This is a genomic window from Streptomyces griseorubiginosus, assembly GCF_036345115.1.
Taxonomy (GTDB): domain Bacteria; phylum Actinomycetota; class Actinomycetes; order Streptomycetales; family Streptomycetaceae; genus Streptomyces; species Streptomyces griseorubiginosus_C.
On sequence record NZ_CP107766.1, the window covers coordinates 3,000,449 to 3,025,052 of the forward strand.

24 protein-coding genes are annotated in these 24,604 nt (G+C 70.4%); 7 read left to right on the forward strand and 17 right to left on the reverse strand.

Features of this window, described 5'->3' with window-relative positions:
- Window positions 1-3: 3 nt before the first annotated feature.
- The 6 genes from OHN19_RS13270 to OHN19_RS13295 all read right to left on the reverse strand — a co-directional run bounded on the left by OHN19_RS13270 (window position 4) and on the right by OHN19_RS13295 (window position 10,069).
- Window positions 4-4,479 carry a polymorphic toxin type 27 domain-containing protein gene (locus OHN19_RS13270; RefSeq protein WP_330264399.1) on the reverse strand — a complete coding sequence of 1,492 codons (4,476 nt, stop codon included), beginning with the start codon at window positions 4,477-4,479 and terminating at the stop codon, window positions 4-6.
- A gap of 35 nt (window positions 4,480-4,514) precedes the next feature.
- On the reverse strand, window positions 4,515-5,447 hold the full coding sequence (locus OHN19_RS13275; RefSeq protein WP_330264400.1) for a VCBS repeat-containing protein: 933 nt from the start codon (window positions 5,445-5,447) through the stop codon (window positions 4,515-4,517).
- 237 nt (window positions 5,448-5,684) lie between these two features.
- The gene (locus OHN19_RS13280) at window positions 5,685-6,998 is read right to left on the reverse strand and encodes a hypothetical protein (protein WP_330264401.1); all 1,314 of its coding nucleotides are present in this window, start codon (window positions 6,996-6,998) and stop codon (window positions 5,685-5,687) included.
- Window positions 6,988-7,596, reverse strand: coding sequence for a DUF6114 domain-containing protein (locus OHN19_RS13285; protein ID WP_330264402.1), 609 nt, complete (start codon window positions 7,594-7,596; stop codon window positions 6,988-6,990). The genes OHN19_RS13280 and OHN19_RS13285 overlap by 11 nt, the downstream gene beginning before the upstream one ends.
- 184 nt (window positions 7,597-7,780) lie before the next feature.
- The gene (locus tag OHN19_RS13290; protein WP_330264403.1) at window positions 7,781-8,422 is read right to left on the reverse strand and encodes a DUF6230 family protein; all 642 of its coding nucleotides are present in this window, start codon (window positions 8,420-8,422) and stop codon (window positions 7,781-7,783) included.
- Between the two features lie 660 nt (window positions 8,423-9,082).
- Entirely contained in the window at window positions 9,083-10,069 is a 987-nt protein-coding gene (locus tag OHN19_RS13295; protein WP_330264404.1) for a tetratricopeptide repeat protein, read from the reverse strand.
- 233 nt (window positions 10,070-10,302) lie between these two features.
- Between OHN19_RS13295 and OHN19_RS13300 the strand changes: the two genes are divergently transcribed.
- Window positions 10,303-10,929 carry a TetR/AcrR family transcriptional regulator gene (locus tag OHN19_RS13300; protein WP_330264405.1) on the forward strand — a complete coding sequence of 209 codons (627 nt, stop codon included), beginning with the start codon at window positions 10,303-10,305 and terminating at the stop codon, window positions 10,927-10,929.
- 19 nt (window positions 10,930-10,948) lie between these two features.
- On the opposite strand, the gene OHN19_RS13305 is transcribed toward OHN19_RS13300, so the two are convergent.
- Window positions 10,949-12,649 (reverse strand): acyl-CoA mutase large subunit family protein, encoded by a 1,701-nt coding sequence (locus OHN19_RS13305; RefSeq protein WP_330264406.1) that lies wholly within the window; start codon window positions 12,647-12,649, stop codon window positions 10,949-10,951.
- Window positions 12,650-12,714: 65 nt separating this feature from the next.
- Here OHN19_RS13305 and OHN19_RS13310 point away from each other — a divergent pair, with 65 nt between their 5' ends.
- A complete protein-coding gene (locus OHN19_RS13310; RefSeq protein ID WP_330264407.1) occupies window positions 12,715-13,056 on the forward strand; it encodes a DUF3817 domain-containing protein in 342 nt (113 codons plus the stop codon).
- 2 nt (window positions 13,057-13,058) lie between these two features.
- Here OHN19_RS13310 and OHN19_RS13315 read toward each other — a convergent pair whose 3' ends face one another.
- The 8 genes from OHN19_RS13315 to OHN19_RS13350 form a co-directional block, all read right to left on the reverse strand.
- The gene (locus tag OHN19_RS13315) at window positions 13,059-13,478 is read right to left on the reverse strand and encodes a hypothetical protein (protein WP_330264408.1); all 420 of its coding nucleotides are present in this window, start codon (window positions 13,476-13,478) and stop codon (window positions 13,059-13,061) included.
- A gap of 218 nt (window positions 13,479-13,696) precedes the next feature.
- A complete protein-coding gene (locus OHN19_RS13320; RefSeq protein WP_330264409.1) occupies window positions 13,697-14,206 on the reverse strand; it encodes a MarR family transcriptional regulator in 510 nt (169 codons plus the stop codon).
- 460 nt (window positions 14,207-14,666) lie between these two features.
- Window positions 14,667-15,566 (reverse strand): SMP-30/gluconolactonase/LRE family protein, encoded by a 900-nt coding sequence (locus OHN19_RS13325; protein ID WP_330264410.1) that lies wholly within the window; start codon window positions 15,564-15,566, stop codon window positions 14,667-14,669.
- A gap of 20 nt (window positions 15,567-15,586) precedes the next feature.
- Complete coding sequence (locus tag OHN19_RS13330; RefSeq protein ID WP_330264411.1) at window positions 15,587-16,237, reverse strand: TetR/AcrR family transcriptional regulator; 651 nt, start codon at window positions 16,235-16,237, stop codon at window positions 15,587-15,589.
- On the reverse strand, window positions 16,234-16,914 hold the full coding sequence (locus OHN19_RS13335) for a DUF4166 domain-containing protein (protein WP_330264412.1): 681 nt from the start codon (window positions 16,912-16,914) through the stop codon (window positions 16,234-16,236). The genes OHN19_RS13330 and OHN19_RS13335 overlap by 4 nt, the downstream gene beginning before the upstream one ends.
- A complete protein-coding gene (locus OHN19_RS13340; protein WP_330264413.1) occupies window positions 16,911-17,663 on the reverse strand; it encodes a hypothetical protein in 753 nt (250 codons plus the stop codon). Before OHN19_RS13340 ends, OHN19_RS13335 begins: the two co-directional genes overlap by 4 nt.
- 144 nt (window positions 17,664-17,807) lie before the next feature.
- A complete protein-coding gene (locus tag OHN19_RS13345) occupies window positions 17,808-18,104 on the reverse strand; it encodes an MTH1187 family thiamine-binding protein (protein ID WP_123763116.1) in 297 nt (98 codons plus the stop codon).
- Window positions 18,101-18,445, reverse strand: coding sequence for a DUF3817 domain-containing protein (locus tag OHN19_RS13350; protein WP_062027038.1), 345 nt, complete (start codon window positions 18,443-18,445; stop codon window positions 18,101-18,103). The genes OHN19_RS13345 and OHN19_RS13350 overlap by 4 nt, the downstream gene beginning before the upstream one ends.
- Window positions 18,446-19,070: 625 nt before the next feature.
- Here OHN19_RS13350 and OHN19_RS13355 point away from each other — a divergent pair.
- From OHN19_RS13355 to OHN19_RS13370, 4 genes are all read left to right on the forward strand, one after another.
- Window positions 19,071-19,703, forward strand: a complete 633-nt coding sequence (locus OHN19_RS13355) for an AIM24 family protein (protein ID WP_330269597.1) — start codon at window positions 19,071-19,073, stop codon at window positions 19,701-19,703.
- Between the two features lies 1 nt (window position 19,704).
- Entirely contained in the window at window positions 19,705-20,355 is a 651-nt protein-coding gene (locus tag OHN19_RS13360) for an AIM24 family protein (protein ID WP_330264414.1), read from the forward strand.
- Window positions 20,352-21,149 (forward strand): AIM24 family protein, encoded by a 798-nt coding sequence (locus OHN19_RS13365; protein ID WP_123763112.1) that lies wholly within the window; start codon window positions 20,352-20,354, stop codon window positions 21,147-21,149. The genes OHN19_RS13360 and OHN19_RS13365 overlap by 4 nt, the downstream gene beginning before the upstream one ends.
- A 92-nt stretch (window positions 21,150-21,241) precedes the next feature.
- Complete coding sequence (locus tag OHN19_RS13370; protein ID WP_330264415.1) at window positions 21,242-21,718, forward strand: MarR family winged helix-turn-helix transcriptional regulator; 477 nt, start codon at window positions 21,242-21,244, stop codon at window positions 21,716-21,718.
- A gap of 58 nt (window positions 21,719-21,776) precedes the next feature.
- On the opposite strand, the gene OHN19_RS13375 is transcribed toward OHN19_RS13370, so the two are convergent.
- Together OHN19_RS13375 and OHN19_RS13380 are read right to left on the reverse strand one after the other, a co-directional pair.
- Window positions 21,777-23,174, reverse strand: coding sequence for a sensor histidine kinase (locus OHN19_RS13375; RefSeq protein ID WP_330264416.1), 1,398 nt, complete (start codon window positions 23,172-23,174; stop codon window positions 21,777-21,779).
- The gene (locus OHN19_RS13380; protein WP_330264417.1) at window positions 23,171-23,839 is read right to left on the reverse strand and encodes a response regulator transcription factor; all 669 of its coding nucleotides are present in this window, start codon (window positions 23,837-23,839) and stop codon (window positions 23,171-23,173) included. Before OHN19_RS13380 ends, OHN19_RS13375 begins: the two co-directional genes overlap by 4 nt.
- Window positions 23,840-23,965: 126 nt before the next feature.
- On the opposite strand from OHN19_RS13380, the gene OHN19_RS13385 reads away from it, so the two are divergent.
- Window positions 23,966-24,601, forward strand: a complete 636-nt coding sequence (locus OHN19_RS13385) for a PepSY domain-containing protein (protein WP_330264418.1) — start codon at window positions 23,966-23,968, stop codon at window positions 24,599-24,601.
- Window positions 24,602-24,604: the final 3 nt, after the last annotated feature.

Consider the following 24,604-nt stretch of genomic DNA (forward strand, 5'->3'; position numbering starts at 1 on the left):
GGGTCACATCGCCCAGTCGGGCACGGGCATGTCGGTGACGAGACTCGGCACCTTCTCGCCCGGCTTGGTCATGTACCAGTCGAAGTCGGTCCATCTTCTCGCGCCGTTGACCACCTTGAGCCGGAGTGTCGCCATCTCCCAGGCGGTGCCGTTGCCGCTCTTCGTGGCCAGCGTCCAGTCGGCACCCACCAGAGGACGACCTCGCGCGATGAGCTTCTCCAGGGCATCAGCGGCATTCTTCGCGTCCGGGACACCGTCGAGCGAGACACTGACTTTCACCCGGGAGTTCGCCAGGGTGTCCTCCACGGCCACCATCCAGAAAGGCCGGCCGTCGGAGTTCGGATGCGGCCTGTCGAACAAGTGCTTGTTGTTGAACGTCCGGGCGCCGCCCTTCAGCGTGTCGGCCAGAGTGTCGGAGTACGGGTTGATCCCAAGAACGATGTGGTCACCGTCCTTGACGAGGTTCTTGGCCAGTTCTTCGACACAGTTGTTGTGGACAAGCACCGGTGTCGAGCCCGCATACACGTAGTACGTGTGGTTGTCCGCGACCTCGAAGTTGAAGACGTCGACGGTCCCCTCGACCACAGACGTACCGACGACCTTCTCCGCGCCGCCGTCCGGGGTCCTGAGGCTGTCACCGGGACGGAGATCCCGGGCATCTGTCCAACCTCGGTCCTGGACCCAGTACGGATGGGAGTCGGTCGACTCGACCGTGCCATGTGCCGTCTCGACCCGGACCAGCCGGTCGACGACTCGGTGGAACAGCTCCACGACGGGCTTGAGGGACCTCTTGCCGGTCCGCTGATCCATTGACCAGACCCGGTCGCCGACCCGGAGGTCCTCGATGTCCCTCGGGCCGTCGGCGGTGTCGACCTGGGTGCCGGCAGGGAAGCACATGGAGAGCAGGGCTTTCATCCCCGCCTCCTCCAGCCTCGCGATGGCGGAGGCCGCGAGCCCGGAGCCCCGCAGGCCCCACATCGCCGCGCCCAGCCCGGCGCCGCCCTTCATCGCGGTACGCACCGCGAACGCGGCCGCCGCCGCGCGCATCAGCAGCTCCGGCACGATGATGCTGCCGAACAGCCACAGGCAGCTGCTCAGCTTGCGCTTGTAGCAGCCCACGATGTCCGCGACGGCTCCCGTGGCGACCGCCTTCAGGACGGACTCGGTGAGCTTGATCCCGTCGATGTGGACGTTCTCCTCCTTGAACGTCACGTCCAGGGGAGAGCTCGTCAGGTAGTCGCGCTGGATCGACGAGCCGCAGTGCGCGCGGTCCACACCGGGCAGCGGGCAGGACTCGATGTAGAAGTCCATCTCGCCGTAGATGTGGAACTCGAGGTCGATCTCGCAGCCGATGTCGCCACCGGAGTGACTGCCCACGCAGTCGCTCAGCGGGTTGATGTCGACCTTGGAGTCGCCGCTGGGCTTCATCACGACGCCCTCGACGCCGGTGCCGCCGCCGTCGGCGGTGCGCTCCTGCTCCTTGCGGTCCTCGAAGTCGACCTGCTGGGTGCGGATGGCGGCCTCGGCGGCCTCCACGGCGAGGTTGCGGGCGTTGGCGGCGGCGGCCTCGGCCTCGGTCGCGTCCCGTTCCGCCTTGTCGGCGACGGACCGCGCGGTGGAGGCGTCGGCCTCGGCCGCGTCGGCCGCGCTGCGGGCGCTCGCCGCGTCCCGCTCGGCCGCGTCGGCGGAGGCGTCCGCGTCGGTGGCGTAGCCGTCGGCCGCGGTGGCCGCGGTCTGTGCGGCGGCCGCGTCCGCGGTCGCCTGCTTGTTGTACTCGACGGTGTTGGCCTCGGACCGCTGGGCCGCCTTGGCGGAGGCGGCTGCCGCGTCCGACGAGGCCTGCGCCGCCGCTGCCGACGTGCTGGCCTGCGCGGCCCACTCGGCCGCGTTCGCCGCCGCCTCGGCCGCCGCCTTCGCGTCGGCGTTGGCCTGGGCCGCGAGGGCCTTGGCCTCGGCGGCCGCCTTCTTGGCCTGGGCCGCCTTGGCGTTGGCGACGGCGACCTGCTGCTGGGCGGCGGTCTTGGCGGCCTGTCCGGTCAGCACGGCGAGGCCCGCCGAGGAGTCGGTCTCCGCGTACGGGGAGCCCAGCTCGATGGCGTCGTTGGCGGGTTTGACGACCTGTGCCGCCGAGTCCCGGGCGGCCGCGGCGGCCTGCGCGGTGGAGTAGGCGTATCCGGCGGTGCGGACGGCGTCCGCGTTCGCGAGGACGGCCTCGGAGCGGGCGACCACGGCGTCGCCGCGTGCCTTGTCGGCGGCCTTGCGCGCGGTCTCGGCCTCGGCCTTGGCGGCGATGGCGTTCCACTTGGCGGCCTGGGACGCGGCGATCGCGTCCGCGGCGGCCGCGTGCGCCTTCTTCACCGCGGACTCGGTGATCGCGACATCGCGCTTGGCGCCGTCCGCGGCCGACTGGGCGCGCTTGGCGGCCCCCTCGGCCCTGGTGGCCGCCTCACGGGCGTTGGTGGCCGCCGCGGTGGCCTCGTTCGCCGCCTGCCGGGCCGCGGTGGCCGCGGCGGTGGCGTCGTCGGCCGCCGAGCGGGCCTTGGTGGCGGCCTGTCGTGCCTCGATGGCGTCGGCGGTGCCGTCCACGGCGGCCAGCAGCGCCTCCGCGGCCTCGGCCTTGGCGACCAGGCTGTCGCGGCGGTCCTCGGCGGCGAGGGCGCCGTTGCGGGCGTTCCTCGCCCGGCTCTCGGCGGCGACGGCCGCGTCCTTCTTGTCGGCCGCCGTGGCGCCCGCGGCCTGCGCGTCGGACAACTTGTCCGCCGCGACCTGCCGTTGGGACTGGGCGCGGCCCTCGGCGTCGTGCGCCTTGTTCCGCTCGGCCGCGGCGAGGTCCGCCTGCGACTTGGCGTAGTCCCGCTCGGCCTCGGCCTTCTGCCGCTTGGCCTTGGCGTCGGCCGCCGCGTTCTTGGCGGTCTGCTCGGCCGCCTTGGCCTTGTTCTCCGCGGCCTTGGCCTCGGAGGCGTGCTTGGCGGCCTCCTCGGCCTGCTTGGCGGCGCCTTCGGCGGCGGCCTTGGCCTGGGCCTCGGCCTCCTGCGCGGCGATGCGCCGGAACTCGGCCTTGGCGGCGTGCGCCTGGGTGTTGGCGAGGGAGTCGAGCGTCTTGCTGTCGGCGGCGGAGGCGCGGGTCGCGTTGAACGCGGTCTCCACGGCCTTCGCGGCGGCCTGTGCGGCGGCCGCGGACGCCTTGGTGACCTGCGCGGCCTGCTGGCCGTACAGCAGCCCCCGGCCGCGCGGCAGACCGGCCGCGTCGGCGATGCCGTACGCCTGGGTCTGTGCCTGGGTGACCGCGTCGGCCTGGGCCTTCGCGGACAGCGCGGCGCGGGAGGCGACGTACAGACGTCCGCCGGCCCGGCCCTGGGCGTCCACGATCCACCCCTTGACCTTGGTGAACTCGGCCGTGGTCGGGTAGTCGTTCGGGTGGTCGGCGGCCTTCTGGCCGGTCCAGTAGGCCTGCCAGTCGGTGAGCCGGCTCGCGATCAGGGACTGGGCGAGGGCCTCACCGAGGGCCTGGGATGCCGTGGACAGATCGGCGGCCGCCTGCTTCTCGGCCCTGATGATGGTGTCCCGCTGGCTCTTCTGGCCGTCGAGTTCCGCCTCCCACTCGGTGTGCGCGGTGGCGAGCTCGGCGCCGAGCACCTCGTGCGGGTCCTGCGGGTCGGTGTACGCGCAGGACGCGAAGCGGGCCTTGAGGTTCTCCACGTCGATCCGGAACTCCATGGAGTCCGGGTCGGGCGCGGTGGTGGGGAAACCGCCGTACTGGAGGAAGAGCCGGGCGTCGTCGGCGTACATGCCGTGCATGAACTGCAGTGACTGCCAGGCCTGTTCGTCCTTGTAGTCCGCGTTCGGGTCGTTGCCGTAGCGGGAGTTGTAGACGGCGGTGGCCGCGTCGACGGACGCCTTGTTCGCGAGGGGGTGCGGGTCGGTGTAGAAGTCGCCTTCCTGCTTCCAGAACTGGGCGGCGACCCAGGCGCTCAGGCTGATCTTGCCGAACGGGTTGTCCTTGTCCTCGACCCACTGGAAGCCGGTGTACGTGTAGGGCGGCGGCTGGGTCTGGACGGCGAGGGACGTCTCCCACACCGCGCGGCGTCCGGACAGCTCGTCCATCTTGGCGTCGGCGGCCGCCTTGTCCTTGTCGTACGCCGAGCTGAGCGCGGTGGTGTTCCAGTACGACGGGTCGGCCGCCGTGTGCAGTTGGTCCTCGGTGCCGACGAGGCCGGCCCGGGCGACCTCCTTCATCGCCGGGCCGCCCTTGCGCAGGACTCCGCTGAGGAGGCACTGCTCCTGGCGGACGCGCTCGGAGGCCTTCGCGTCGAAGGCGGTGGGGAGGGGGTCGGCCGCGCCGGCGGTGCGCTCGGACTGTCCGGTGAGGTCGGGCAGTTGACCGCCCGACACCGCGATCGCACCGGCGACGGCCATCGCGGTCAGGGGCAGGAAACGGGATCTCGCGAGGAGCCCCCGTCTGCGTGCGTGGGTACGCATGGGAAACCTGTCTGTGAGTACGGCGGGAAGGGGGCTCAGAACAGCAGGTTGTACTGGGTCCAGCCGCTGGTCCCGATCTGGGTGCGGGCGCTGAAGGGGGCGCCGGCGGTGCCGGTCCCCTTGTAGAGCCACAGGGCGCCCGCGGCGTCGACCGCCATCAGGTCCGTCTTGCCGTCACCGTTGTTGTCGCCGGTCGAGACGAGCGCGGTGTAGTCCTTCCAGTCGACGTTGCCCAGGGAGGTGCTGGTGCCGAGGACCGCGTCGGCGGTGGCCTTGCCGGTGCCGGGGTAGATCAGCAGGTTGCCCGCGCTGTTGCGGGTGACGAGGTCGGCGATGCCGTCGCCGGTGTAGTCGCCGCGTCCGGCGATGAGACTCATGCCGTTCCAGCCGGTGGAGTCCTTCATCCGGATCCGGGCGGAGAGGGTGCCGTCGGCCTTGCCCTGGTAGAGCCACAGCTGGCCGTCGGTGCCGCGGGCGACCAGGTCCGGCTGGGCGCTGCCGGCCATGTTCCCGACGGAGACGAGGAGGTTGTACTGGTCCCAGCCGGTGCCCAGCCTCTTGGTCTCGTTGCCGCGTTCGGCGGTGTAGTAGAGGGTGCCGCCCATGCGGAAGTAGAGGTCGTTGCCGCGGCCGGAGTCGGAGATGCCGGCCTGGACGAGCGCACTGGCGGAGGAGTAGCCGCCGCCCATGTCCACCCGGGCCTTCCAGCCCCCGGTGCCCTTGGGCTCGTAGTCCCAGAGGCGGCCGTCCTTGCCGCGGGCGAGCAGCGGGGAGAGCCCGGTGCCGTCGGTCGCGGCCTGCTGGAGGAGCGGGGCGCCGTCGGCGGTCGCGCCCTGCGGACGCGGCTCGGGCGCGGCGGTCGGCGCTGCTGGGTGCGCCGTCGTGAGCGCCAGTGCGGCGGTCACGGCGCCGGCCAGCGCGAGGAGGGCCGTCCGGATCAGCGGACGGCCCGGAGAATTCGGTATCACGGTGGGAAGCCCCCGTCGACGTGGTCGGCAGGGGTGTGCACGGACCCGGCCCCACCCCCGCGCCATGGATGGTCATGTCCATGGCTGAAATCACCCTATGACGGCTGTGTGAAAACTGTGAAGGGGTTTTACGGATGTGGCACACCACTACTTTTGTGGCGCTACGGCGCTGAGGGCGCCCCCTGATGTCAGGGGGCGCCCTCAGCCTGTGCGGCTCCCGGAAGGGTTCGTGGGGGCTCAGCCCTCGCTGTACTGGTGCATCCCGGGAACGGTCAGCGTTCCGCCGTACTGCGCGGCCTGCTGGACCGTCACGTTGGTGAAGTAGATCAGGGGGATGTTCAGCGGGGGCGGGTTGTCCGGGCTGAACGTGATCGGGATCAGCCCCAGCAGGTTGCCGGAGATGCTCTCGGTGTACATCGTGGTCTTGCCGCCGGTGATCTTGGACGTCGTGCCCTTGCCGGCCTGCACGTGGTACGTCTTGCCGCGCTCGGTGACGATCTGGTGGAGGTCGCCGATGTCGGTGCCGCCGGAGATGACGTACTTCAGGACCTTCTTGGTCTTGCCGCTCGCGGTCTTGACCTTGACGATGCCCTGGTAGTCGGCGCCCTTGAGGGTCAGCGAACTGGCCTTCAGGGTCCAGGCGTTGTCCGCCACCGTCACCCCGGGCTCGGTGTCGCCCACGTCGTCCGTGGCGACCGGGCAGTCCTCCGGGTCGGTGGAGGAGCTCGCCGAGGGGCTCGGGGAGGCCGTCGCGTCGGCCGCCGCCTTGGTGGTGTCCTCGACGGCCTTGCTGGTGTCCTCGGCCGCCTTGGACGCCGTGTCGGTCGTGTCCTTCACGGTGTCCTTCACCGTGTCGGTGACCTTGTCGGTCGTCTCCTTGACGGGGTCCGAGGCGCTCTGGGAGGCGGACGCGGACGGGGTCGGGGTGGCGCTCGGCTCGCTCGTCGGGGTCGAGGAGGCCTTGCCGCCGGTGAAGATCCCGGTGATCGCGTCGCCGATGTCCGTCAGGAGGTTGCCGTCGTCGCTCGCGGAGGCGGAGGAGGACGGCGTCGCGGTGGCGGAGCCCGAGCCCGTGTCGGAGGAGCTGCTCTCCTCCTTGCTCGTCTCCTTGCTCGCGGAGGCGGAGGGCGACGGGGTCGGCGTGGCCTTGTCGTCGGAACCTGAATCCGACGAAGTGGAGCCGCCCGAGCCGGAGTTCGATCCCGAGCCGGCGGAGGCCGACGGGGACGGGGTCGCGGTGGGGTCGTCGGTGGACGGGGACTCGCTCGCCGACGCGGACGGGGAGGCGCTGCCGTCCAGGGCGGCTATGCAGTCCTTGTACTCGTCCGCGGTCAGGCTCTTGGCGGTCGGCGCGTCGTCGGCCAGGGCGAGCGTCGGGGTGAACCCGATGCCCATGAGGACGGCGGTCGGCATGGCCGCCATGGCTATCGCCTTGCCGGCCGGCATGTGGAACCTGTTGAACAGCGGCTTCTTGGGCGCCGCGTGCCGAGGCCCGGTTCTGACCTCCGCGGCGGCCGCGGAGCCCTCGCCCTGAAGGTTCTCAGCCGACACGGTACCCCCCGTTCGCGTCCTCGCCGCCGGCCCAGGCGTTCTCGGGCGTACGGTCCGACGACGCGTCACGGCCGGACTCCGGCTCGTAGGGCGGCGCGGCAATGTCGTCCGTCACGGGACGGAGGAGGGTGGTGTCGGGGTCGGCGGCCTGGGGCGCGTCACCCGCGCTGTCCCTGCCGTCCTGCGCTCCCGGCTGCGGCGGCGCGCCCGGTGCCCAGGAGACGGCAAGGGCTCCGCCGATCAGCGCGAAGAGAAAGCCCAGGATGAAGCCGCCGATGTTGGAGACCACCAGGGACACCAGGGCGAGGACGATGGCGGCGACACCGGCGAAGACCCGGGTGGCCTGCTGGAACCACATGGTCAGGCCCAGCGTGACCAGCAGTACGCCGATGATCAGGGAGCCGGCACCCGCAGTCGTCGCCATGGCGATCGACATGGTGCCCAACTTGAGTGTGGCGTAGGGGAAGTAGGCGATCGGCACCCCGCCGAGCAGGGTGAACAGGCCCCCCCAGAACGGCCGGTTGCCCCGCCAGGCGCGGAATCGCAGACGCAGCCGGGTGAAGGTCCCGACGCTCTGGACCGGAGTCTCGGCACTCATGGAAAAAGCTCCCTGGTCCGGTGGAATTTCGTACCGGCTCGGCCGTAGGCGTGTGAAGCCGGAAGATCTGAGTCTGTACGGGTGCCCGCGGCACCGTCGCCCGGGCGGGGGCGGAGGAGCGAACGCTCCGCCGCCCCCCTGGGGACGGCTCAGCCGCCCCCAGGACATCCCGGTGCAGGAGCCGTCAGTAGCACTCCATGTCGGCGTCCGTGCCGAGCTTCATCGACAGGCCGCTCAGCTTGAACGTGCCGGCCGTGGTCGCCCAGGCCGTCTGCTTGACGTCGTAGAGGTCGGCCTTCTCCGCCTGCTGGGCGAAGCCGCCCGGCAGCACGTTCTCGCCGGCCTTCACGTCGGGACCGCGGGTCTTGTCCTTGACCGCGACGCCGATGTCGATGTTCGTGAACTCCGCGTTGGCCTGGAGGTCGGCGACATCGATGTAGAGGTTGTGGGCCGAGACCGGCGTCTTGCCACCACCCGCGTCAAGACGCAGGTAGAACGTCTTGTTGATGAGGGGGATGGTGGTCTTGACCGACTGGCACATCTTGCTGATGGTCGCGTCGTCGAACGACGAGATCGCGACCGGCACCTGGGTCTTTTCCTTGCCGTCGACCTGCTTGTAGACGGTGTCTATACCGCCGTACTGAGCGAAGCCAGTACCGTGCAGCTCAGCCGCCGACACCTTGAACTGCTGGCCGGAGACGCTGAACGAAGCGGCGAGCGCACCCTGCGCAAGCCCGACGCCCACCGCCGCGGCCGCGGCGACGCTGGGCACCATGACCACAGCGAACCGCTTCCATCTGGTCCCGCCACGCACCTGGGACTCCATATTTCCTCCTTCTCGGACGTACATCTCCGGCCCTGACTGCCCTCTCGAAAGGACGGCTCAGCCGGGCAGGGATGGGAGAAGTGCTACGTCCTCGGGAAGGAGAGCGCCTGCACTCGGAGGCGCGAACCGCGCACCGATCACCGGCGATCACCCCCGAGCGACAACCACTGGTCGCGCCTGACACGCATCACGCACAACCTTGCTGGACAGGCTTCGCCGGTTGGGCGAAGACCCCCCTGTCCAAGAACCGGCGCACCTGCCGCCGGCTCTGCTCGGTGGGGACCCAGGGACTCCCGGCGCCCGACCGGCTGTCGGGGTACGGGAAAGGACCGAGCGTCGCCGATCGTGGTGCATTCTCGCCGCCCGCACAAGGGGCTTCGTTACTCGGTAGTAACGGCCGGATAACCGAACAACGACCCGCTGGTCTCGGACGGCGACGCTGGGTGGCAAACAGCGGGAGGACAAAGCAGTTGATCGATGGACAGAATCCGACAGATCAACGCCTCTGACTTACTGGAAGTAACAGCGGCCGCAATTGCCAAGTTTTGGCAAAGTGCGGCCGCAGTGACCCTCTGCTGGCAAATCTTTCACTCCGGCATCACATGCCGTGGTGTTTAGCGACTGGTCAGAACCGGGCTCGCGCCCCGCTCGGATCGACCCTCAGAACAGGGCGCGGGACAGGGCCCGGCGGGCCGCCGACACCCGCGGGTCGTCGGCGCCGACGACCTCGAAGAGCTCAAGTAGCCGAATCCGTACGGTGTCCCGCTCGTCACCCGCCGTGCGCCGCACGGTGTCGATGAGCCGTCCGAACGCGTCCTCGACATGACCGCCCACCAGATCCAGGTCGGCGGCGGCGATCTGCGCCGGCACGTCCCCCGGCTTCTCGGCCGCGTCCTTGCGGGTCTGCTGCGGGTCCAGGCTCTGCACCCGCTGGAGCAACTCGGCCTGGGCGAGCCCCAGTTTGGCCTCCGAGTTGCCGGGGTCGTCGCTCAGCACGTTCTTGTAGGCCTGCACCGCACCGCCGAAGTCCCCTGCGTCCAGGGCGCGTACGGCGGCTTCGAGGAGTGCGTCGTACGGCCCCGCCGGCACCGCGGCCGCCTGCTGGGCCCCGGCGCCGCCGCCCGGCGCGGCGTCCGGGTCGACCGTGAGACCGGTGAGCCCGAAGCGCTGTTCGGCGACCTGCACCAGCTGGTCCAGGGTCTGCTGGATCTGCTCCTTGCCGGCCGCGCCCTGGAAGAGCGGCAGGGCCTGCCCGGCGACGACGGCGAAGACGGCCGGGATGCCCTGCACCCCGAACTGCTGCATCAGCATCTGGTTGGCGTCGACGTCGATCTTGGCGAGGAGCAGGCGGCCGCCGTACTCGACGACGAGCTGCTCCAGCACCGGGCTCAGCTGCTTGCAGGGCTCGCACCACTCGGCCCAGAAGTCGATGACGACCGGGACCTCGGTGGACCGCTGGAGGACATCGCGCTCGAACCCCGCCTCGTCGACGTCGATGACGAGATCGGCCGGGGAGACGGCCCCCGTGCCGCCGCCCTGCCGGGCCGCTTCGGCGCGCGCCTGCTCCGCCTTCGCCTTGGCCTCCTGGGCCGCCTTCACCGCGGCGAGGTCGACGACTCCGCTCATGGACATGTTCCGTGGCTGCATGCGCCTATCCTCCCCCGTACACGCGCGTGTGTGAAAAGCGATGTGAAAGCCGGTCGTGCAGCGCGGCCCTGGCGCCGGGTCCCCACCCCACGCCGTGCGTGCCGTTCGCTCGTGTACGTCCGCCACGAGCTTTCGCTACGAGTCGTAGCGTAATGGCACTGAGTGCCTGCCCGGTACCCCACCCCGGTGATCTCCCTCACTGCGACACAGGAACCGCCCGTTATGGTCGTGGCATGCAGAGCCGCACCCCCGCCCCGCGCGCCACAGGACGCCCGCGCAGCGCCGCCGCGGACACCGCGATCCTCGCGGCGACGCGGGACGCGCTGGTGGAGCTGGGCTGGTCGAAGCTGACGCTGGGAGATGTGGCTACCCGTGCGGGGGTCGCGAAAACCACCCTCTACCGCCGCTGGGCCGGCAAGAACGAACTCGTCGTCGACGCGGTGGCCGAACTCTTCGACGAACTGGAACTCCCCGACTGCGGCACCCTGGCCGACGACATCGAGGGAGTGGTCCTCCAGTTCGCGGCGATCCTGGCGCGGCCGGAGGCGAAGAACGGCCTGATGGCGGTGGTCGCCGAGTCGTGCCGCGACGACGCGCTGCGCGAGCGCATCCGGTCCTCGATCGTCACCCGCCAGAAACGGCTGGTCCTGGAGGGCCGGGAACGCGCCCAGGCCCGCGGCGAACTGCCCCCGGAGACGGACCCCGCCGAGGCGGCCCGCACGGTCGACCTGATCTTCGACATGGTGGCGGGGGCCGTGGTCCACCGCACGCTGGTGAGCGCGGAGCCGGCCGACGAGGCGTGGGTGCACGCCTTCACGCAGGTGCTGTTGACGGGGCTGGCGGGAGAGACCACGCGGTGAGGACCCGTGCCCCGGAAGCTCAGAACCCCGGCGGCTCCGTGTAGACCCCCCACTCCTCCCGCAGCGCCCCGCAGATCTCCCCGAGCGTCGCCTCCGCCCGTACCGCGTCCAGCATCGGCTCGATCATGTTGGACCCCTCACGGGCGGCAACGAGCATGTCGTCCAGAGCAGTTCGTACGGCACTCCCGTCCCGCTGGGCCCTCCGCGCCGTGAGCGCCCGCACCTGCTCCCGCTCCACCTCGTGGCTCACCCGCAGGATCTCCAGGTCGCCGGTGACCGACCCGTGGTGGACGTTGACGCCCACGACCCTCTTCTCGCCCTTGTCCAGGGCCTGTTGGTAGCGGAAGGCCGCCTCGGCGATCTCGCCCGTGAACCAGCCGTCCTCGATGCCCCGCAGAATCCCGGACGTCATCGGCCCGATGGGATGCCGCCCGTCCGGATGCGCCCTCAGCCCCCGCTCCTTGATCTGCTCGAAGATCTTCTCCGCGTCCGCCTCGATCCGGTCCGTCAGCTGCTCGACGAACCACGAACCGCCCAGCGGATCCGCCACGTTGGCGACCCCGGTCTCCTCCATGAGCACCTGCTGGGTGCGCAGCGCGATCTCCGCGGCCTGCTCGGAGGGAAGCGCGAGGGTCTCGTCCAGGGCGTTGGTGTGCAGGGAGTTGGTGCCGCCGAGCACGGCCGCCAGTGCCTCCACCGCCGTACGCACGACGTTGTTGTACGGCTGCTGCGCGGTCAGCGAGACCCCGGCGGTCTGGGTGTGGAAGCGCAGCCACTGCGCCTTCTCGGACCGGGCCCCGTACACGTCCCGCATCCACCGGGCCCAAATGCGCCGCGCCGCGCGGAACTTGGCGATCTCCTCGAAGAAGTCGACGTGCGCGTCGAAGAAGAAGGAGAGGCCGGGCGCGAAGACGTCGACGTCCAGACCGCGCGAGAGCCCCAGCTCGACGTACCCGAAGCCGTCCGCGAGCGTGTACGCCAGCTCCTGCGCGGCCGTCGAACCGGCCTCGCGGATGTGGTAGCCGGACACGGACAGCGGCTTGTAGGCGGGGATGCCGGCCGCGCAGTACTCCATCAGGTCGCCGATGAGGCGCAGGTGCGGCTCGGGCTGGAAGAGCCACTCCTTCTGCGCGATGTACTCCTTGAAGATGTCGGTCTGGAGCGTGCCGTTGAGGACGGCGGGGTCGACGCCCTGGCGTTCGGCGGCGACGAGGTACATGCAGAAGACGGGGACGGCCGGCCCGCTGATGGTCATGGACGTCGTCACGTCACCGAGCGGGATGTCCCGGAACAGGACCTCCATGTCGGCGGCGGAGTCGATCGCGACCCCGCAGTGCCCGACCTCGCCGAGCGAGCGGGGGTCGTCGGAGTCGCGCCCCATGAGGGTCGGCATGTCGAAGGCGACGGAGAGCCCACCGCCGCCCGCGGCGAGGATCTTCCGGTACCGCTCGTTGGTCTGCTCGGCGTTCCCGAATCCGGCGAACTGCCGGATGGTCCACGTCCGCCCCCGGTAGCCGGTCGGGTACAGCCCGCGCGTGTACGGATACTCCCCCGGCCACCCGATCCGCTCGAACCCGTCGTAGGCGTCCCCAGGCCGCGGCCCGTACACCGGCTCCACGGGATCCCCGGACAGCGTGGTGAAGTCCGCCTCCCGCTTCCGCGAGGCGTCGTACCGGGCCTGCCAGCGCCGCCGGCCCTGTTCGATGGCGTCAGCGTCCATACCATCGAAGTTACTAGGACGTCCTAGTAACTGTCGACAGAAGGTGACCCGCTACGCTCGACGGCATGAAGAAGAGCGTCCTGACCCGTTACCGAGTGATGGCCTACGTCACCGCCGTCCTGCTCGTCCTGCTGACGATCGGCGTGATCGGTAAGCGCGTGCTGGACCTGGACGGGTTCGACGGCTTCGTCACAGCGGTCGGCATCGCCCACGGCTGGCTGTACGTCGTGTACCTGGTCTTCGCGTTTGATCTGGGGACCAAGGCGAAGATGCCGCTGGGCCGCCTCGCGTGGGTTCTGCTCGCAGGCACCGTCCCGACCGCTGCCTTCTTCGTGGAACGCAAGGTGACCCGCGAGGTGACGCCGCTCATCGTGGAGGACGCCACCCCGAAGGCCGCCGCGGCCTGATCTCACTTCGTGATGAAGTGACACTGCACAGCCCTCAGTTTTCCGTTCACGTAGAACCTCGCGCACGCTTTTCCATACTTCGGAAGCGTCTGAGCCGCGTTTCGCCGCAGAGGGTTGCCCTTGCACTCCATGTGCGTCTTGCCCCGCGAGACCTTGTACGTCCTGTTGTCGGTGTCGGCGTAGCTGAAGTCGATCCGCCAATTGCAGAACTTGGTGAAGGTCACTGCCAGGCCGGCGCAGTCCACACCCGCCAACTGGGCGGTGATGCGTTTGCCCGAGCCGTCGATGGAGTGCGTGAGAAAGCAGCCCACAGGGACCTTCACGCCTGCTCCGCGCAGGTCGTAGTCAAACGTGCCAACCGCGGTGCTTCCGGTGGCGCTGGCATGGGCCGCTCCTCCAGCCCCCAGGGCCACGACACTCACGAGTAGAGCCGCGCCTCCTGCGGTGATCACACGACGGGTTGCGTTCCAAAGCTTCGACAAGGCGAGTTCCCCTACCCGGACATACCCGGATGACGATCATCCGGATGGTGGTCGGGAACAAACTCGCAGGCGAAACAGCACGTCGGAGCTGCCGGATCGATCATGCACAGGAGAAGTCACCTTCACGTGTGAATCGTTCCGCACACCGAGAGACAGCTTCACTCCTCGTCGAAGTCCCGCGCAGCGACCCTCAGCGGGCGCAGCATCGCGAAGATCTCCGCGCACTCCTCGGCGTCGTAGACACCGAGGCCGAAGTCCATCGCCATGAGGTCCCGGGTGGCGGCCTCGACGACCTCGCGGCCCTTCTCCGTGATGGAGGCGAGGGTGCCGCGGCCGTCGTTGGGGTTGGGGCGCTTGTCGACCAGGCCGGACCTGACGAGGCGGTCCACGGTGTTGGTGACCGAGGTGGGGTGCACCATGAGCCGCTCCCCGATCTTCGACATCGGCAGCTCGCCGGCCTTGGCGAAGTTGAGCAGCACCAGCGCCTCGTACCGTGCGAACGTCAGCCCGTACGGCTTGACCACCGCGTCGACCTCACCGAGCAGGATCTGCTGCGCCCGCATGATCGAGGTGATCGCGGCCATGGACGGCACGTTTCCCCAGCGCTGCTTCCAGAGTTCGTCGGCGCGGGCGATGGGGTCGAAGGGAAGACTGAGCGGCTTCGGCACGGCACCGACCTTACCGGCCGGTCACATCGTGGTCAGCACCGTCTCGCCTTTCGGGCGGGGGTTCTTGTGCGGGATCGGTGGGGGCGGGCGTTTTGCGCAGTTCCCCGCGCCCCTGGAGGCCTGCGGCGGCCCGTTGCGGCCCGGTGGGGGCGTGCGTAGCGCATCCGGCCCGGTGGGTGGGTCGGTGCCGGGGTGGGGGGTATCCGTCCTCGGTCCGGCGGCTCGGCCACTTATGAGGGGCTCGGTTCCGGACGCCGGCCGCTGCGGGCGGACACCCCCCACCCCGTCCCCTTCGCGCCGTACGCGGCCAACGGCCGGTGGGGGCGGGCGCGGCGGCTGACGGTCCGGTCCTGGCGCAGGTCAACTGCAACCCCCTAGGGGCGCGGGGAACTGCGCGACCAGCCACAACGCACCCGCAGCCGCCCAAAAACAGAACCCGGCACCCCCATAGGCGCCCGGCCTATACCCTCCGCGCTCCCGTCACCGACATCACCAGGGAGTACAAAGAACTCGTGGCCGCGATGAACAGTCGGTTCCCCTTGGGGCCGCCGAAGGTCACGTTGGCCACCGGTTCGGGGACCCGGAGTCGGCCGATCAGCTTGCCGTCGGGGGCGTAGCAGTGGATGCCGTCGGCCAGGGCGGCAGCCCACAGGCGGCCCTCGTCGTCGAAGCGGATGTTGTCGAAGTGGACGCCGGCGGGGGCCTCGGCGAAGGTGCGGCCGGCGGAGAGCGTGCCGTCGGGGTGGATGTCGTACTCGTGGATCCGGGCCGCCCGGGAGTCGGAGACGTACAGCCGTTCCTCGTCCGGCGAGAGGATGACCCCGTTGGGCCCGGCGAAGCCCTCCGCGGCCAGGGAGACCTCGCCCGTCGCCGGGTCGATGCGGTACACGTGGCACGCGCCGATCTCGGATTCGGCCCGGTGGCCCTCGTAGTCGCTGAGGATCCCGAAGTCCGGGTCGGAGAACCAGATCGTGCCGTCGGAGCGTACGACGGAGTCGTTCGGGCTGTTCAGGCGCTTGCCGGCGTAGTGCGTGGCCAGGACGGTCACCGTGCCGTCGGGCTCGGTGCGGGTGACGCGGCGGTTGCCCTGCTCGCACGTGACCAGACGGCCCTGGGGGTCCACGGTGTTGCCGTTGCTGTTGCCGGCCGGGTCGCGGAAGACGCCGACCGTGCCGGTGGCCTCGTCCCAGCGCAGGATGCGGTCGTTGGGGATGTCGCTCCAGATCAGCTGGCGCCAGGCGGGCAGGTACAGGGGGCCTTCGGCCCAGCGGCAGCCGTCGTGGAGGACTTCCAGTCGGCTGTCGCCGTTGGTGCAGGGGCGGAAGCGGTCGTCCAGGATCTCGTAGAGGCTGTCGGGCACGGGGTCCTCCCGGGTCGGGGTCAGCGGCGGCCGGTCTTGCGGAGATGGTGCCGTACCGCCCGCTGGGCGACCGGGCCCAGGTCCTCCAGCGCGGCGACGAGCACGCCGAGTTGTTCCAGGGCGTCGAGGGCCGCGGTGGCGCCGGACGCGTCGACCCCTTCGTAGAGCTCGATGCCCACGAAGGACGCGGCCACGGCCCGGGCCAGGCCCGCGGGGTCGGCGAACTCACCGAAGGGCGTGGCCGCGAGGACCCTGGTGAGGACCTTCTCGATCTCGGCGATCCACAGGTGCAGGCCGGCCGCGGTGGCCGGGCCGAGGGTGGCGTGGGTCTGGGCGCCGGCCAGGAGCTGGCCGAGGAGGGCCACATGTCCTCCGGCCCGCTCCTCCTCGTGCACCTGCCGTCCCACCGCGAGGAGTTCGGACAAGGAGGTCACCGCGGCGAGACGGGTGCGGTAGCGGGCCACCGCGCGTTCGGCGCCGTAGTGGCAGGCGGCCGCGAGGAGTTCGTCCACCGAGCCGAAGTGGTAGAAGACCAGGGCCTGGTTGACTCCGGCGGTCGCGGCGACCGTGCGGGCGGACGTCTTGGCGATGCCCTGCTCGGTGAGGGTCCGCAGCGCGCCCTCGAGGAGTTTGGTCTTCGTCTCCAGGGCCTTGGCGCTCTCCGGGCTCATGCGCGGGCCTCCTCGCGCACGGGGCGCAGGCCGGGGCGGACCCCGCTGACCGCGATGTCGGTGTACGTCGCCTCGAAGGAGCCCTCGTAGCCGAAGAGCGGGCCGAAGCGGCGGTTGACGACCTGGACCCGGATGCGGAAACGGCCCGCCCTGTCGTCGTACGACTCCCTCACCTCCGCCGTCGCGCCGATCAGCTCGGGCACCCGCACGTCCACCACGCCCTCCCGGAACCGGTGCTCCCCGGAGCGGATCAGCAGCGAGCCGTCGGGCTCGGCGTGGAGGTGGAGCTCGCTGGCGAGGTGCTGGTGGGTGCCGAGGTAGTCGAGGATGCGGTCGCCCTTGGGGCTGAGCACCATCTGGGCGTCGAAGCGGCGGGGGCGTCCCGGCAGGTGGAAGGTGCGCACGAAGGTCACCGTCTCACGGCCGTGGGTGTCCACGTAGGGCACGTTCTCGATCACGAAGGGCACGTTGCGGCCCGGTCGCGGCACCAGGATGTTGCGGGTCGCGCCGAGGGCGAGGAAGGGCTTCACGAAGGCCCCGCCGTGCCAGACACGGTCCATCACGCCCCGGCCGGTGCAGGCCTCGCCGCTCGTCAGGCCGACCGAGAAGCGGCGCTGGAGCCGTGGGTGGAGACGGTCGAAGTCGGCGCCCATCACCGTGCGGAACATCGAGGTCATCGCGGGGTCTCCAGGGTCCGAAGGACACGCGGGGCACGCACGCGTGTGGGCGGCTGTCGCAGACAACGGCGGGCGGCGGGGGTGCCTGCCAGGGGCGACTTGAACAAGGCCAGCGAGATCGCGACCGCGAGCAGCAGCGGCCATACGTACGCCATGGACGCGGCCAGCGGGCCGAAGAGCCGCAGGAACCGTTCCTGGCCGAGGCCGGTGCAGCCGACGAGGACGACGAGGGCGCGCACCAGCAGCTCGGTCAGCCAGTTGCGGAGCGCGCGCTCGGGGGTGATCCCGCGTTCCAGCCACAGCCGCAGCCGGTCGAAGGACCAGGCCGTCGCCCAGCCCATCAGCGGGCGGAACAGGATCCGGTCGGCGACGGCACCGACGCGGCCCCAGCGGGGGCGGTAGTCGTAGCCGGTGAGGAAGGTGACGCCGTCGGAGTCGGGGATGTAGCGCCAGTAGCCGCTGCCCTCCGCGAGGAGCGAGAGCGGGTGCGGGGAGGAGAAGCGCAGGGCGGAGGTGCGGGTGCCGTCAGGGCGTTCGCGCTCGCCGGCGGAGACGCCGGTGCCGGCGACGGTGAGACCGGGCAGCACGCGCGTGGCGTACCGGAAGCGTTGCGGCTCGCCCTCCGCGCGCGGGAGGTAGTGGATCCGGGTGAAGCGGAGGTCCCAGCGTTGGTGCTGGGACGGGTCCTGTGTCCGGGTCCAGAGGTCGTCGAGATCGGCACGGATGCGTGCCTCGATGTAGAGCCCCATTCATTCCCCCAGGTGAGCCCGTTGTTTGAGCGATCGCTCAAACACTCGGGACAGGAACGTACACCTTTTTGAGCGATCGCTCAATCACGAGTCACAAGAAAAACCCCGGCCCGCGCGGGACCGGGGTTCACGTCGAGCGGACCGTCAACCGGCCAGATGCCGCTCCACCGTCTCCACCTTGGAGGTCAGACCGTCCGTGACTCCGGGACGGATGTCCGCCTTGAGCACCAGCGAGACCCGCGGGGCCCGTGCCTCCACGGCGGCCACGGCACGCTTGACGACATCCATCACCTCGTCCCAGCTGTCGCCCTCGATCGAGGTGAACATGGCGTCGGTCCGGTTCGGCAGCCCCGACTCACGGACGACCCGCACCGCGTCGGCGACGTACTCCCCCACGTCCTCGCCGACCCCCAGCGGGGTCACGGAGAAGGCGACGATCATGCGTTCACGATTCCTTCCTTGCGGGCACGGGAGGCGATGACGGCGTCCTCGGACTCCCGCTTGAGCTTGCGCTCGGCGAAGAAGCCGCCGGTGGGCAGCACGGAGAGCACGAAGTACCAGATGCCGGTCTTCGCGGACCACTTGGTGCGGAACCAGGCGTCGAGCCAGAAGATGAGGTAGATGATGAACAGGACGCCGTGGACCATGCCCATGACCGGCACGGCGTTGAAGTCGGTGGTCCGCTTCAGCACCGAGCAGACGAGCAGGAGCAGGAACGAGACCGCCTCCGGCGCGGAGACCAGGCGGAGGCGTCGGATGGCGGAAGCTGTCTTGAGGTCCACGGGTCACCTTCGGTGGGAGTACGTCGACGGCCTGAGCCGTTTGTGAACGAACGCACAAGCGTCCCGCCCATTGTGACAAACGGTTTGTCGCCATCAAGGTCGGGGGGTGCCGGGTTCTGCAGTCGGGCGGGTTCAGGTCCGTCGTGGCTGGTCGCGCCCCCGCTGCGCTGGGCTGGGGCCGGGCGCCTGTGGGGGTGCCGGGTGCGGTTGTCGGGCGGGTGCGGGTCCGTCGTGGCTGGTCGCGCAGTTCCCCGCGCCCCTAGGGGGTTGCAGTTGACCTGCGCCAGGACCGGACCGTCAGCCACCGCGCCCGCCCCCACCGGCCGTTGGCCGCCGACGGCGTGAAGGGGACGGGGTGGGGGGTGTCCGCCCGCAGCGGCCGGCGTCCGGAACCGAGTGCTGCTCAAGTGGCCGAGCCGCCGGACCGAGGACGGACACCCCCCACCCCGGCACCGACCCACCCACCGAACGAAACGCGCTACACACGCCCCCACCGAAGCCGCGCGGGCCGCCGCAGGCATCCAGGGGCGCGGGGAACTGCGCAAAACGCCCGCCCCCACCGAACCCGCAGACACCTACCACCTGTCGGGAAGGGCTTTCGGCCAGCTACCTTCACCCCGTGGCGATGTTTCGACTCCAAGGCAGCAAAGTGCTCGCCGTAGACATGACCGGCGACGCCGTGAAGGCGAAGAACGGCTCGATGGTCGCGTACGACGGCCAGATGGCGTTCAAGAAACTGAGCGGCGGTGGTGAAGGGCTCCGCGGCATGGTCACCCGGCGCATCACCGGCGAGCAGATGACCGTGATGGAGGTGTCGGGGCACGGAACCTGCTGGTTCGCCGACCGCGCCTCGGAGATCAACCTCGTGAGTCTCCAGGGGGACAAACTGTTCGTGGAGTCGAGCAACCTGCTCGCGACCGACGCCGGCCTCAGGACCGGCACCAGCTTCACCGGCCTGCGCGGGGCGACCCAGGGCAACGGGCTCTTCACCACGACCGTGGAAGGGCACGGCCAGGCCGCGATCATCTCCGACGGACCGGCCGTCGTACTGCGCGTCAGCCACCAGTACCCGCTGACCGTCGACCCCGGCGCCTACATCGCCCACCAGGGCAACCTCAACCAGTCCTTCCAGTCCGGCGTGACGTTCCGGACGTTCATGGGCGAGGGCGGCGGCGAGGCCTTCCAGATCCGCTTCGAGGGCGACGGCCTGGTGTACGTCCAGCCCAGCGAGCGCAACACGATCGCGGGGGATGTGTGACATGGCGTTCCGCGAGATCAACTCCAAGATGGTCGAGGCGACCGTGATGCCGGGCCAGCGGCTGTTCAGCCAGCGCGGCGCCATGCTGGCGTACAAGGGCGAGGTGTCCTTCACCCCCAACATCCAGGGCGGCCAGGGCGGCGTCATGTCGATGATCGGCCGCAGGGTGGCCAACGAGGACACGCCCCTGATGACCGTGGAAGGCAGCGGCACCGTGCTCTTCGGGCACGGCGGCCACCACGTCACGGTCATCAACCTCACCGGCGACACGCTGTACGTCGAGGCGGACCGGCTGCTCGCCTTCGAGGGCACCCTCCAGCAGGGCACCATGTTCATGGGCTCGCAGGGCGGTGTGATGGGCATGGTGCGCGGCCAGATCAGCGGCCAGGGGCTCTTCACGACCACCCTCAAGGGCCACGGCTCGGTGGCGGTGATGGCGCACGGCGGGGTCTTCGAGGTCCCGATCACCCCCCAGCGCCCCGTCCACGTCGACCCGCAGGCCTACGTCGCCCACCACGGCGACGTCCGCAACAAGCTGTCGACGGCGCTCGGCTGGCGCGACATGGTGGGCCGCGGTTCCGGCGAGGCCTTCCAGCTGGAGCTCAGCGGACACGGCGCGGTGTACGTCCAAGCCTCGGAGGAGAAGCTGTGAGCCACTACCCCGGCGCCGGGCCGACCGTCTTCGACCCCATGACGCTGCCCTCCGACGACAACGTCAACAACTACACCTTCTGCGTGGAGCTCAAGGGGAGCCAGTGGTTCCTGCAGAAGGGGAAGATGATCGCCTACTACGGCCAGATGGATTTCAACGGCATCGGACACGGCCGTCTCGACGGTCTCATCCGTACGTCGTTCCATTCGCCTCTGCACGCGAGCGACTGGGTCGTGGCGCAGGGCTCGGGCAAGATGCTCCTCGCCGACCGGGCCTTCGACGTCAATTCGTACGACCTCGAAGACGGCAACCTGACCATTCGCTCCGGCAACCTGCTCGCTTTTCAGCCAAGTCTCGCGCTGAAGCAGTCGATCGTGCCCGGCTTCCTGACCCTCATCGGAACCGGAAAGTTCGTGGCCGCGTCCAACGGTCCGGTGGTGTTCATGGAGCCCCCGATCCGGGTGGACCCGCAAGCGCTTGTGGGCTGGGCCGACTGCCCCTCCCCGTGCCACCACTACGACCACGGGTACATGACCGGCCTGATGGGCGGTCTACGTGCGATGACGGGCCTCGGCGGGGCCTCCGGGGAGGAGCACCAGTTCGAGTTCGTGGGGGCCGGAACCGTACTGCTCCAGTCGACCGAGGTCCTGATGGCCGAGCAGCCCGTCGGAGCCACTCCGCAGCAGGCCGGAGTACCCGGCGGTCACGGGGTACCCACAGGACATCCACAGCAGCCGGGGGTACCGCGCCTTCCCGGACAGCTGGGGGACCTCCAGCGTCGCTTCGGGCTGTGAGCGGTAGTCTGCGGAGTGTGACTTCGAACGTGTGCGCACAGTCACACCACCCTCATTAGTTCGCCTTTCAACCTTTTAGGTAGACTTCATTCATGGAGACCGAGACGGCCACCCGCTGGCTGACCGATGCGGAGCAGTGCGCCTGGCGCACCCACCTGGAGGTCAACAGGCTGTTGACGTATCAGCTCGAGAGGGACCTCCAGCCGTTCGGCCTGACGATGAACGACTACGAGATCCTGGTCAATCTCTCCGAATCGGAGGGCGTACGGATGCGGATGAGCGACCTCGCCTCCGCCACCCTCCAGTCCAAGAGCCGGCTCTCCCACCAGATCACCCGCATGGAGAACGCGGACCTGGTCCGGCGCGAGAACTGCGAGTCCGACCGCCGCGGCCTGTACGCGGTTCTGACCGAGCACGGCATGGAGACGATGAAGAAGGTCGCGCCCCATCACGTGGCCTCTGTGCGGCGGCACTTCATCGATCTGCAGACCGAGGAGTCCCTGGCGGAACTGAGCAAGGCGCTGAAGCCGGTGGCAGAGCACCTGAGGGGCCACAGGGGCCGCCCGTAAGGGCGCCTCTCCAGGGGCGCGGGGAACTGCGCGACCAGCCACGGCGGCGCAGCGAATATCAGACAACCGGCAGGCGGAGCTCGAACAGGGCCCCGCCTGTCGGCGCGTCGCGCACCGTCAACATCCCCCCGTGCCGGACCGCGACATCCCGGGCGATGGCGAGACCGAGCCCAGCGCCCCCGTCGTCCCGAGCCCGCGCCTCGTCGAGCCGCACGAACCGCTCGAACACCCGCTCCCGATCCGCCGGCGGCACCCCGTCCCCGTCGTCGGCGACCTCCACCACCGCGTGCGGTCCGTCCCGCCGTACGGCCACGGAGACCTGCGCACGGGCGTGCCGCTGGGCGTTGTCGAGGAGATTGGTGAGCAGCCGCTCCACCTGCCCCCTCGCCCCGGCCACGGTCACCCCCTCGGCGTCGACGGTCACGTCCGTGCGGCCCTCCGCCTGCTGCCGGACCACCGCGCCCAGGTCGAACCGGGTGTCCTGCGGACGCTCCCCCGCGTCCAGCCGCGCCAGCAGCAGCAGATCCGCCGCGAGCCGCTGCAGACGCACCGTGTCCTCCACCGCCCCCTCCAGATCCAGCAGCTCGGGATGTGCGGCGGCGACCTCCAGCTGGGTCCGCAGCGAGGCGATGGGGCTGCGCAGTTCGTGCGAGGCGTCGGCGACGAACCGGCGCTGTCGCTCCACGGAGGTCTCCAGCGCGGCCAGCGTCTCGTTGGTGGTGCGGGCGAGACGGGCCACCTCGTCGTGGGTGTCCGGCACCGGGACCCGGCGGGCGAGGTCCTCGGAGGCGGTGATCGCGGCCATCTCGGCACGGATGCCCTCGACCGGCCGCAGCGCCCGCCGGGTGACCAGCCAGGTCACCGCGGCGACGACCCCGAGCAGCAGCGGGAAGCCGATCAGCATGACGGTCTGCGCGGTCCCGACGGCGCCCTGCTCGGCGTCCAGGGAGGCGCCGGCGTACACCGTGAGCGTGCCCTTGTCCTGGACCTCGACCTCCAGGGCGGCGAAGCGGTAGTCGGCGGACTCGCCGTCGACGGTGGCCGAGCCGTTGGTCAGGGTCACCTCGTCGGCGATCTCACCGGGTTCGGACGCGGAGTCGTCGTCCTCGTCGTCGGAGCCGGCGCTGTCCCGCGGTGCCTGCGGCTTGACCGCACTGGTGCCCGTGCCGCTGATGCGCTGGAGGTCCTCGCTCGCCGCGACGAGGGTGCCGTGGTCGTCGACCACCTGCACGGGCTCTTCGTCGTCGTCCAGTTTCAGATCGGTGTACGCCGTCCCGGCGGCGAGGCCCGCGGCCACGTTCCGCGCGGTCCGCTCGGCCTGCGTCCCCGCCTGGTCGATGAGGTCGGACCGCAGCGACAGCAGGACCGACACCCCGGCCGCGACCAGCGCCACGGCCACCACCAGGGTCGCTCCGAGGGTGGCCCTGGCCCGGACCGACCCGAGCAGTCTCCTCATCGGCCGGGCTCCAGCCGGTACCCGGCGCCCCGGACCGTGCGGATGAGGCCCGCGTCCAGCTTCCGGCGCAGGGTGCTGACGTACACCTCGACGATGTTGGGGTCGCCGTCGTACGCGAAGTCCCAGACGTGCTCCAGGATCTGCGCCTTGGAGACCACCTCACCGGCCCGCACCGCGAGCTGTTCGAGGACGGAGAACTCCTTGGCGGTGAGGGTGACCTCGGTGCCGTCGAGGAAGACGCGGCGGGCGGCGGTGTCGAGGCGCAGACCGCCGAGTTCGAGCACCGGGGAGGCCCCGGAGCCGTTTCCGCGCCGCCGCAGCAGGGCCTTGATGCGGGCCACTAGGACCACGTACGAGAAGGGCTTGGTCAGGTAGTCGTCGGCGCCGGTGTCCAGGCCCTCGGCCTCGTCGTACTCGCCGTCCTTGGCGGTGAGCATCAGGATCGGCACGTCGTGGCCGGCCGCGCGCAGGGCGGCGCAGACCCGGTAGCCGTTGAGGCCGGGCAGCATGATGTCGAGGATCACCAGGTCGTACGACCCCTCGGTCGCCCGGTGCAGTCCCTCACGGCCGTCGTGGACGACGTCGACGGCGTAGCCCTCGGCGGTGAGGCCCTTGGCGAGGGAGAGTGCGAGTCGCTTTTCGTCCTCGACGATCAACAGGCGCATGCGTACAGCCTGGCAAACCGAACCTGAAGACGCCTTCAGGAGGCTTCAGGTCTGCTTCAGCTCCCCTCCGGCAGCGTGGTGGTCGTCGAAAAGCGAACGAAGCCGAACGGCTCTGGAGGAATCCTCATGAAGCGCAACCTCGTCATCGCCACCCTCACCGCCGCCGCCCTCGCCACCGGGGGCACCGTCGCGGCCTTCGCGGCGGGGGACGACGACGCGACGGCGACGCAGCGCCAGACGACCACGAGCGTCCAGCAGGCGGCCGACCGGGACGACGACTCCGCGGACGACCGCGACGACGACGCCTCGGACGACGACCGTACGGCGGCCCCCAAGGGCGGCGCCACCGCGGCCGACGCGATCGCCGCCGCCCTGAAGCACACCCCGGGCACCGCCCTGTCCGCCGACCTGGACGACGACGGTGCCGACGCCTGGGAGGTGACCGTCGTCAAGGCTGACGGCAGCGAGTACGACGTGCGGATCGCCCCCGACTCCGGCAAGGTCCTCGGCGCGCAGCGCGACACGGACGACGACAACGACGCCGACGACCGCGCCGAGCTCGCCGCGGCGAAGGGCGCGCGGACCGACGCCCGCGAGGCCGCCCTGGCCGCCGCCGCGAAGGGCACGGTGACCGAGGTCGGCCTCGACGACGACAACGGCAGCGTGGCCTGGGGCGTGGACACCGTGAAGAACGGCAAGCAGGGCGACTGGAAGGTCGCCCTGGACTCCGGCAAGGTCACCCAGGACCACGACGAGGACTGACCC

Bases quoted from the DNA above. Each gene is read 5' to 3' on its own strand.
- OHN19_RS13270 (WP_330264399.1), bottom strand. From the start codon at position 4,479: ATGCGTACCCACGCACGCAGACGGGGGCTCCTCGCGAGATCCCGTTTC.
- OHN19_RS13285 (WP_330264402.1), bottom strand. From the start codon at position 7,596: ATGAGTGCCGAGACTCCGGTCCAGAGCGTCGGGACCTTCACCCGGCTG.
- OHN19_RS13290 (WP_330264403.1), bottom strand. From the start codon at position 8,422: ATGGAGTCCCAGGTGCGTGGCGGGACCAGATGGAAGCGGTTCGCTGTG.
- OHN19_RS13295 (WP_330264404.1), bottom strand. From the start codon at position 10,069: ATGCAGCCACGGAACATGTCCATGAGCGGAGTCGTCGACCTCGCCGCG.
- OHN19_RS13300 (WP_330264405.1), top strand. From the start codon at position 10,303: ATGCAGAGCCGCACCCCCGCCCCGCGCGCCACAGGACGCCCGCGCAGC.
- OHN19_RS13305 (WP_330264406.1), bottom strand. From the start codon at position 12,649: ATGGACGCTGACGCCATCGAACAGGGCCGGCGGCGCTGGCAGGCCCGG.
- OHN19_RS13310 (WP_330264407.1), top strand. From the start codon at position 12,715: ATGAAGAAGAGCGTCCTGACCCGTTACCGAGTGATGGCCTACGTCACC.
- OHN19_RS13330 (WP_330264411.1), bottom strand. From the start codon at position 16,237: ATGAGCCCGGAGAGCGCCAAGGCCCTGGAGACGAAGACCAAACTCCTC.
- OHN19_RS13335 (WP_330264412.1), bottom strand. From the start codon at position 16,914: ATGACCTCGATGTTCCGCACGGTGATGGGCGCCGACTTCGACCGTCTC.
- OHN19_RS13340 (WP_330264413.1), bottom strand. From the start codon at position 17,663: ATGGGGCTCTACATCGAGGCACGCATCCGTGCCGATCTCGACGACCTC.
- OHN19_RS13345 (WP_123763116.1), bottom strand. From the start codon at position 18,104: ATGATCGTCGCCTTCTCCGTGACCCCGCTGGGGGTCGGCGAGGACGTG.
- OHN19_RS13355 (WP_330269597.1), top strand. From the start codon at position 19,071: ATGTTTCGACTCCAAGGCAGCAAAGTGCTCGCCGTAGACATGACCGGC.
- OHN19_RS13360 (WP_330264414.1), top strand. From the start codon at position 19,705: ATGGCGTTCCGCGAGATCAACTCCAAGATGGTCGAGGCGACCGTGATG.
- OHN19_RS13370 (WP_330264415.1), top strand. From the start codon at position 21,242: ATGGAGACCGAGACGGCCACCCGCTGGCTGACCGATGCGGAGCAGTGC.
- OHN19_RS13375 (WP_330264416.1), bottom strand. From the start codon at position 23,174: ATGAGGAGACTGCTCGGGTCGGTCCGGGCCAGGGCCACCCTCGGAGCG.
- OHN19_RS13380 (WP_330264417.1), bottom strand. From the start codon at position 23,839: ATGCGCCTGTTGATCGTCGAGGACGAAAAGCGACTCGCACTCTCCCTC.
- OHN19_RS13385 (WP_330264418.1), top strand. From the start codon at position 23,966: ATGAAGCGCAACCTCGTCATCGCCACCCTCACCGCCGCCGCCCTCGCC.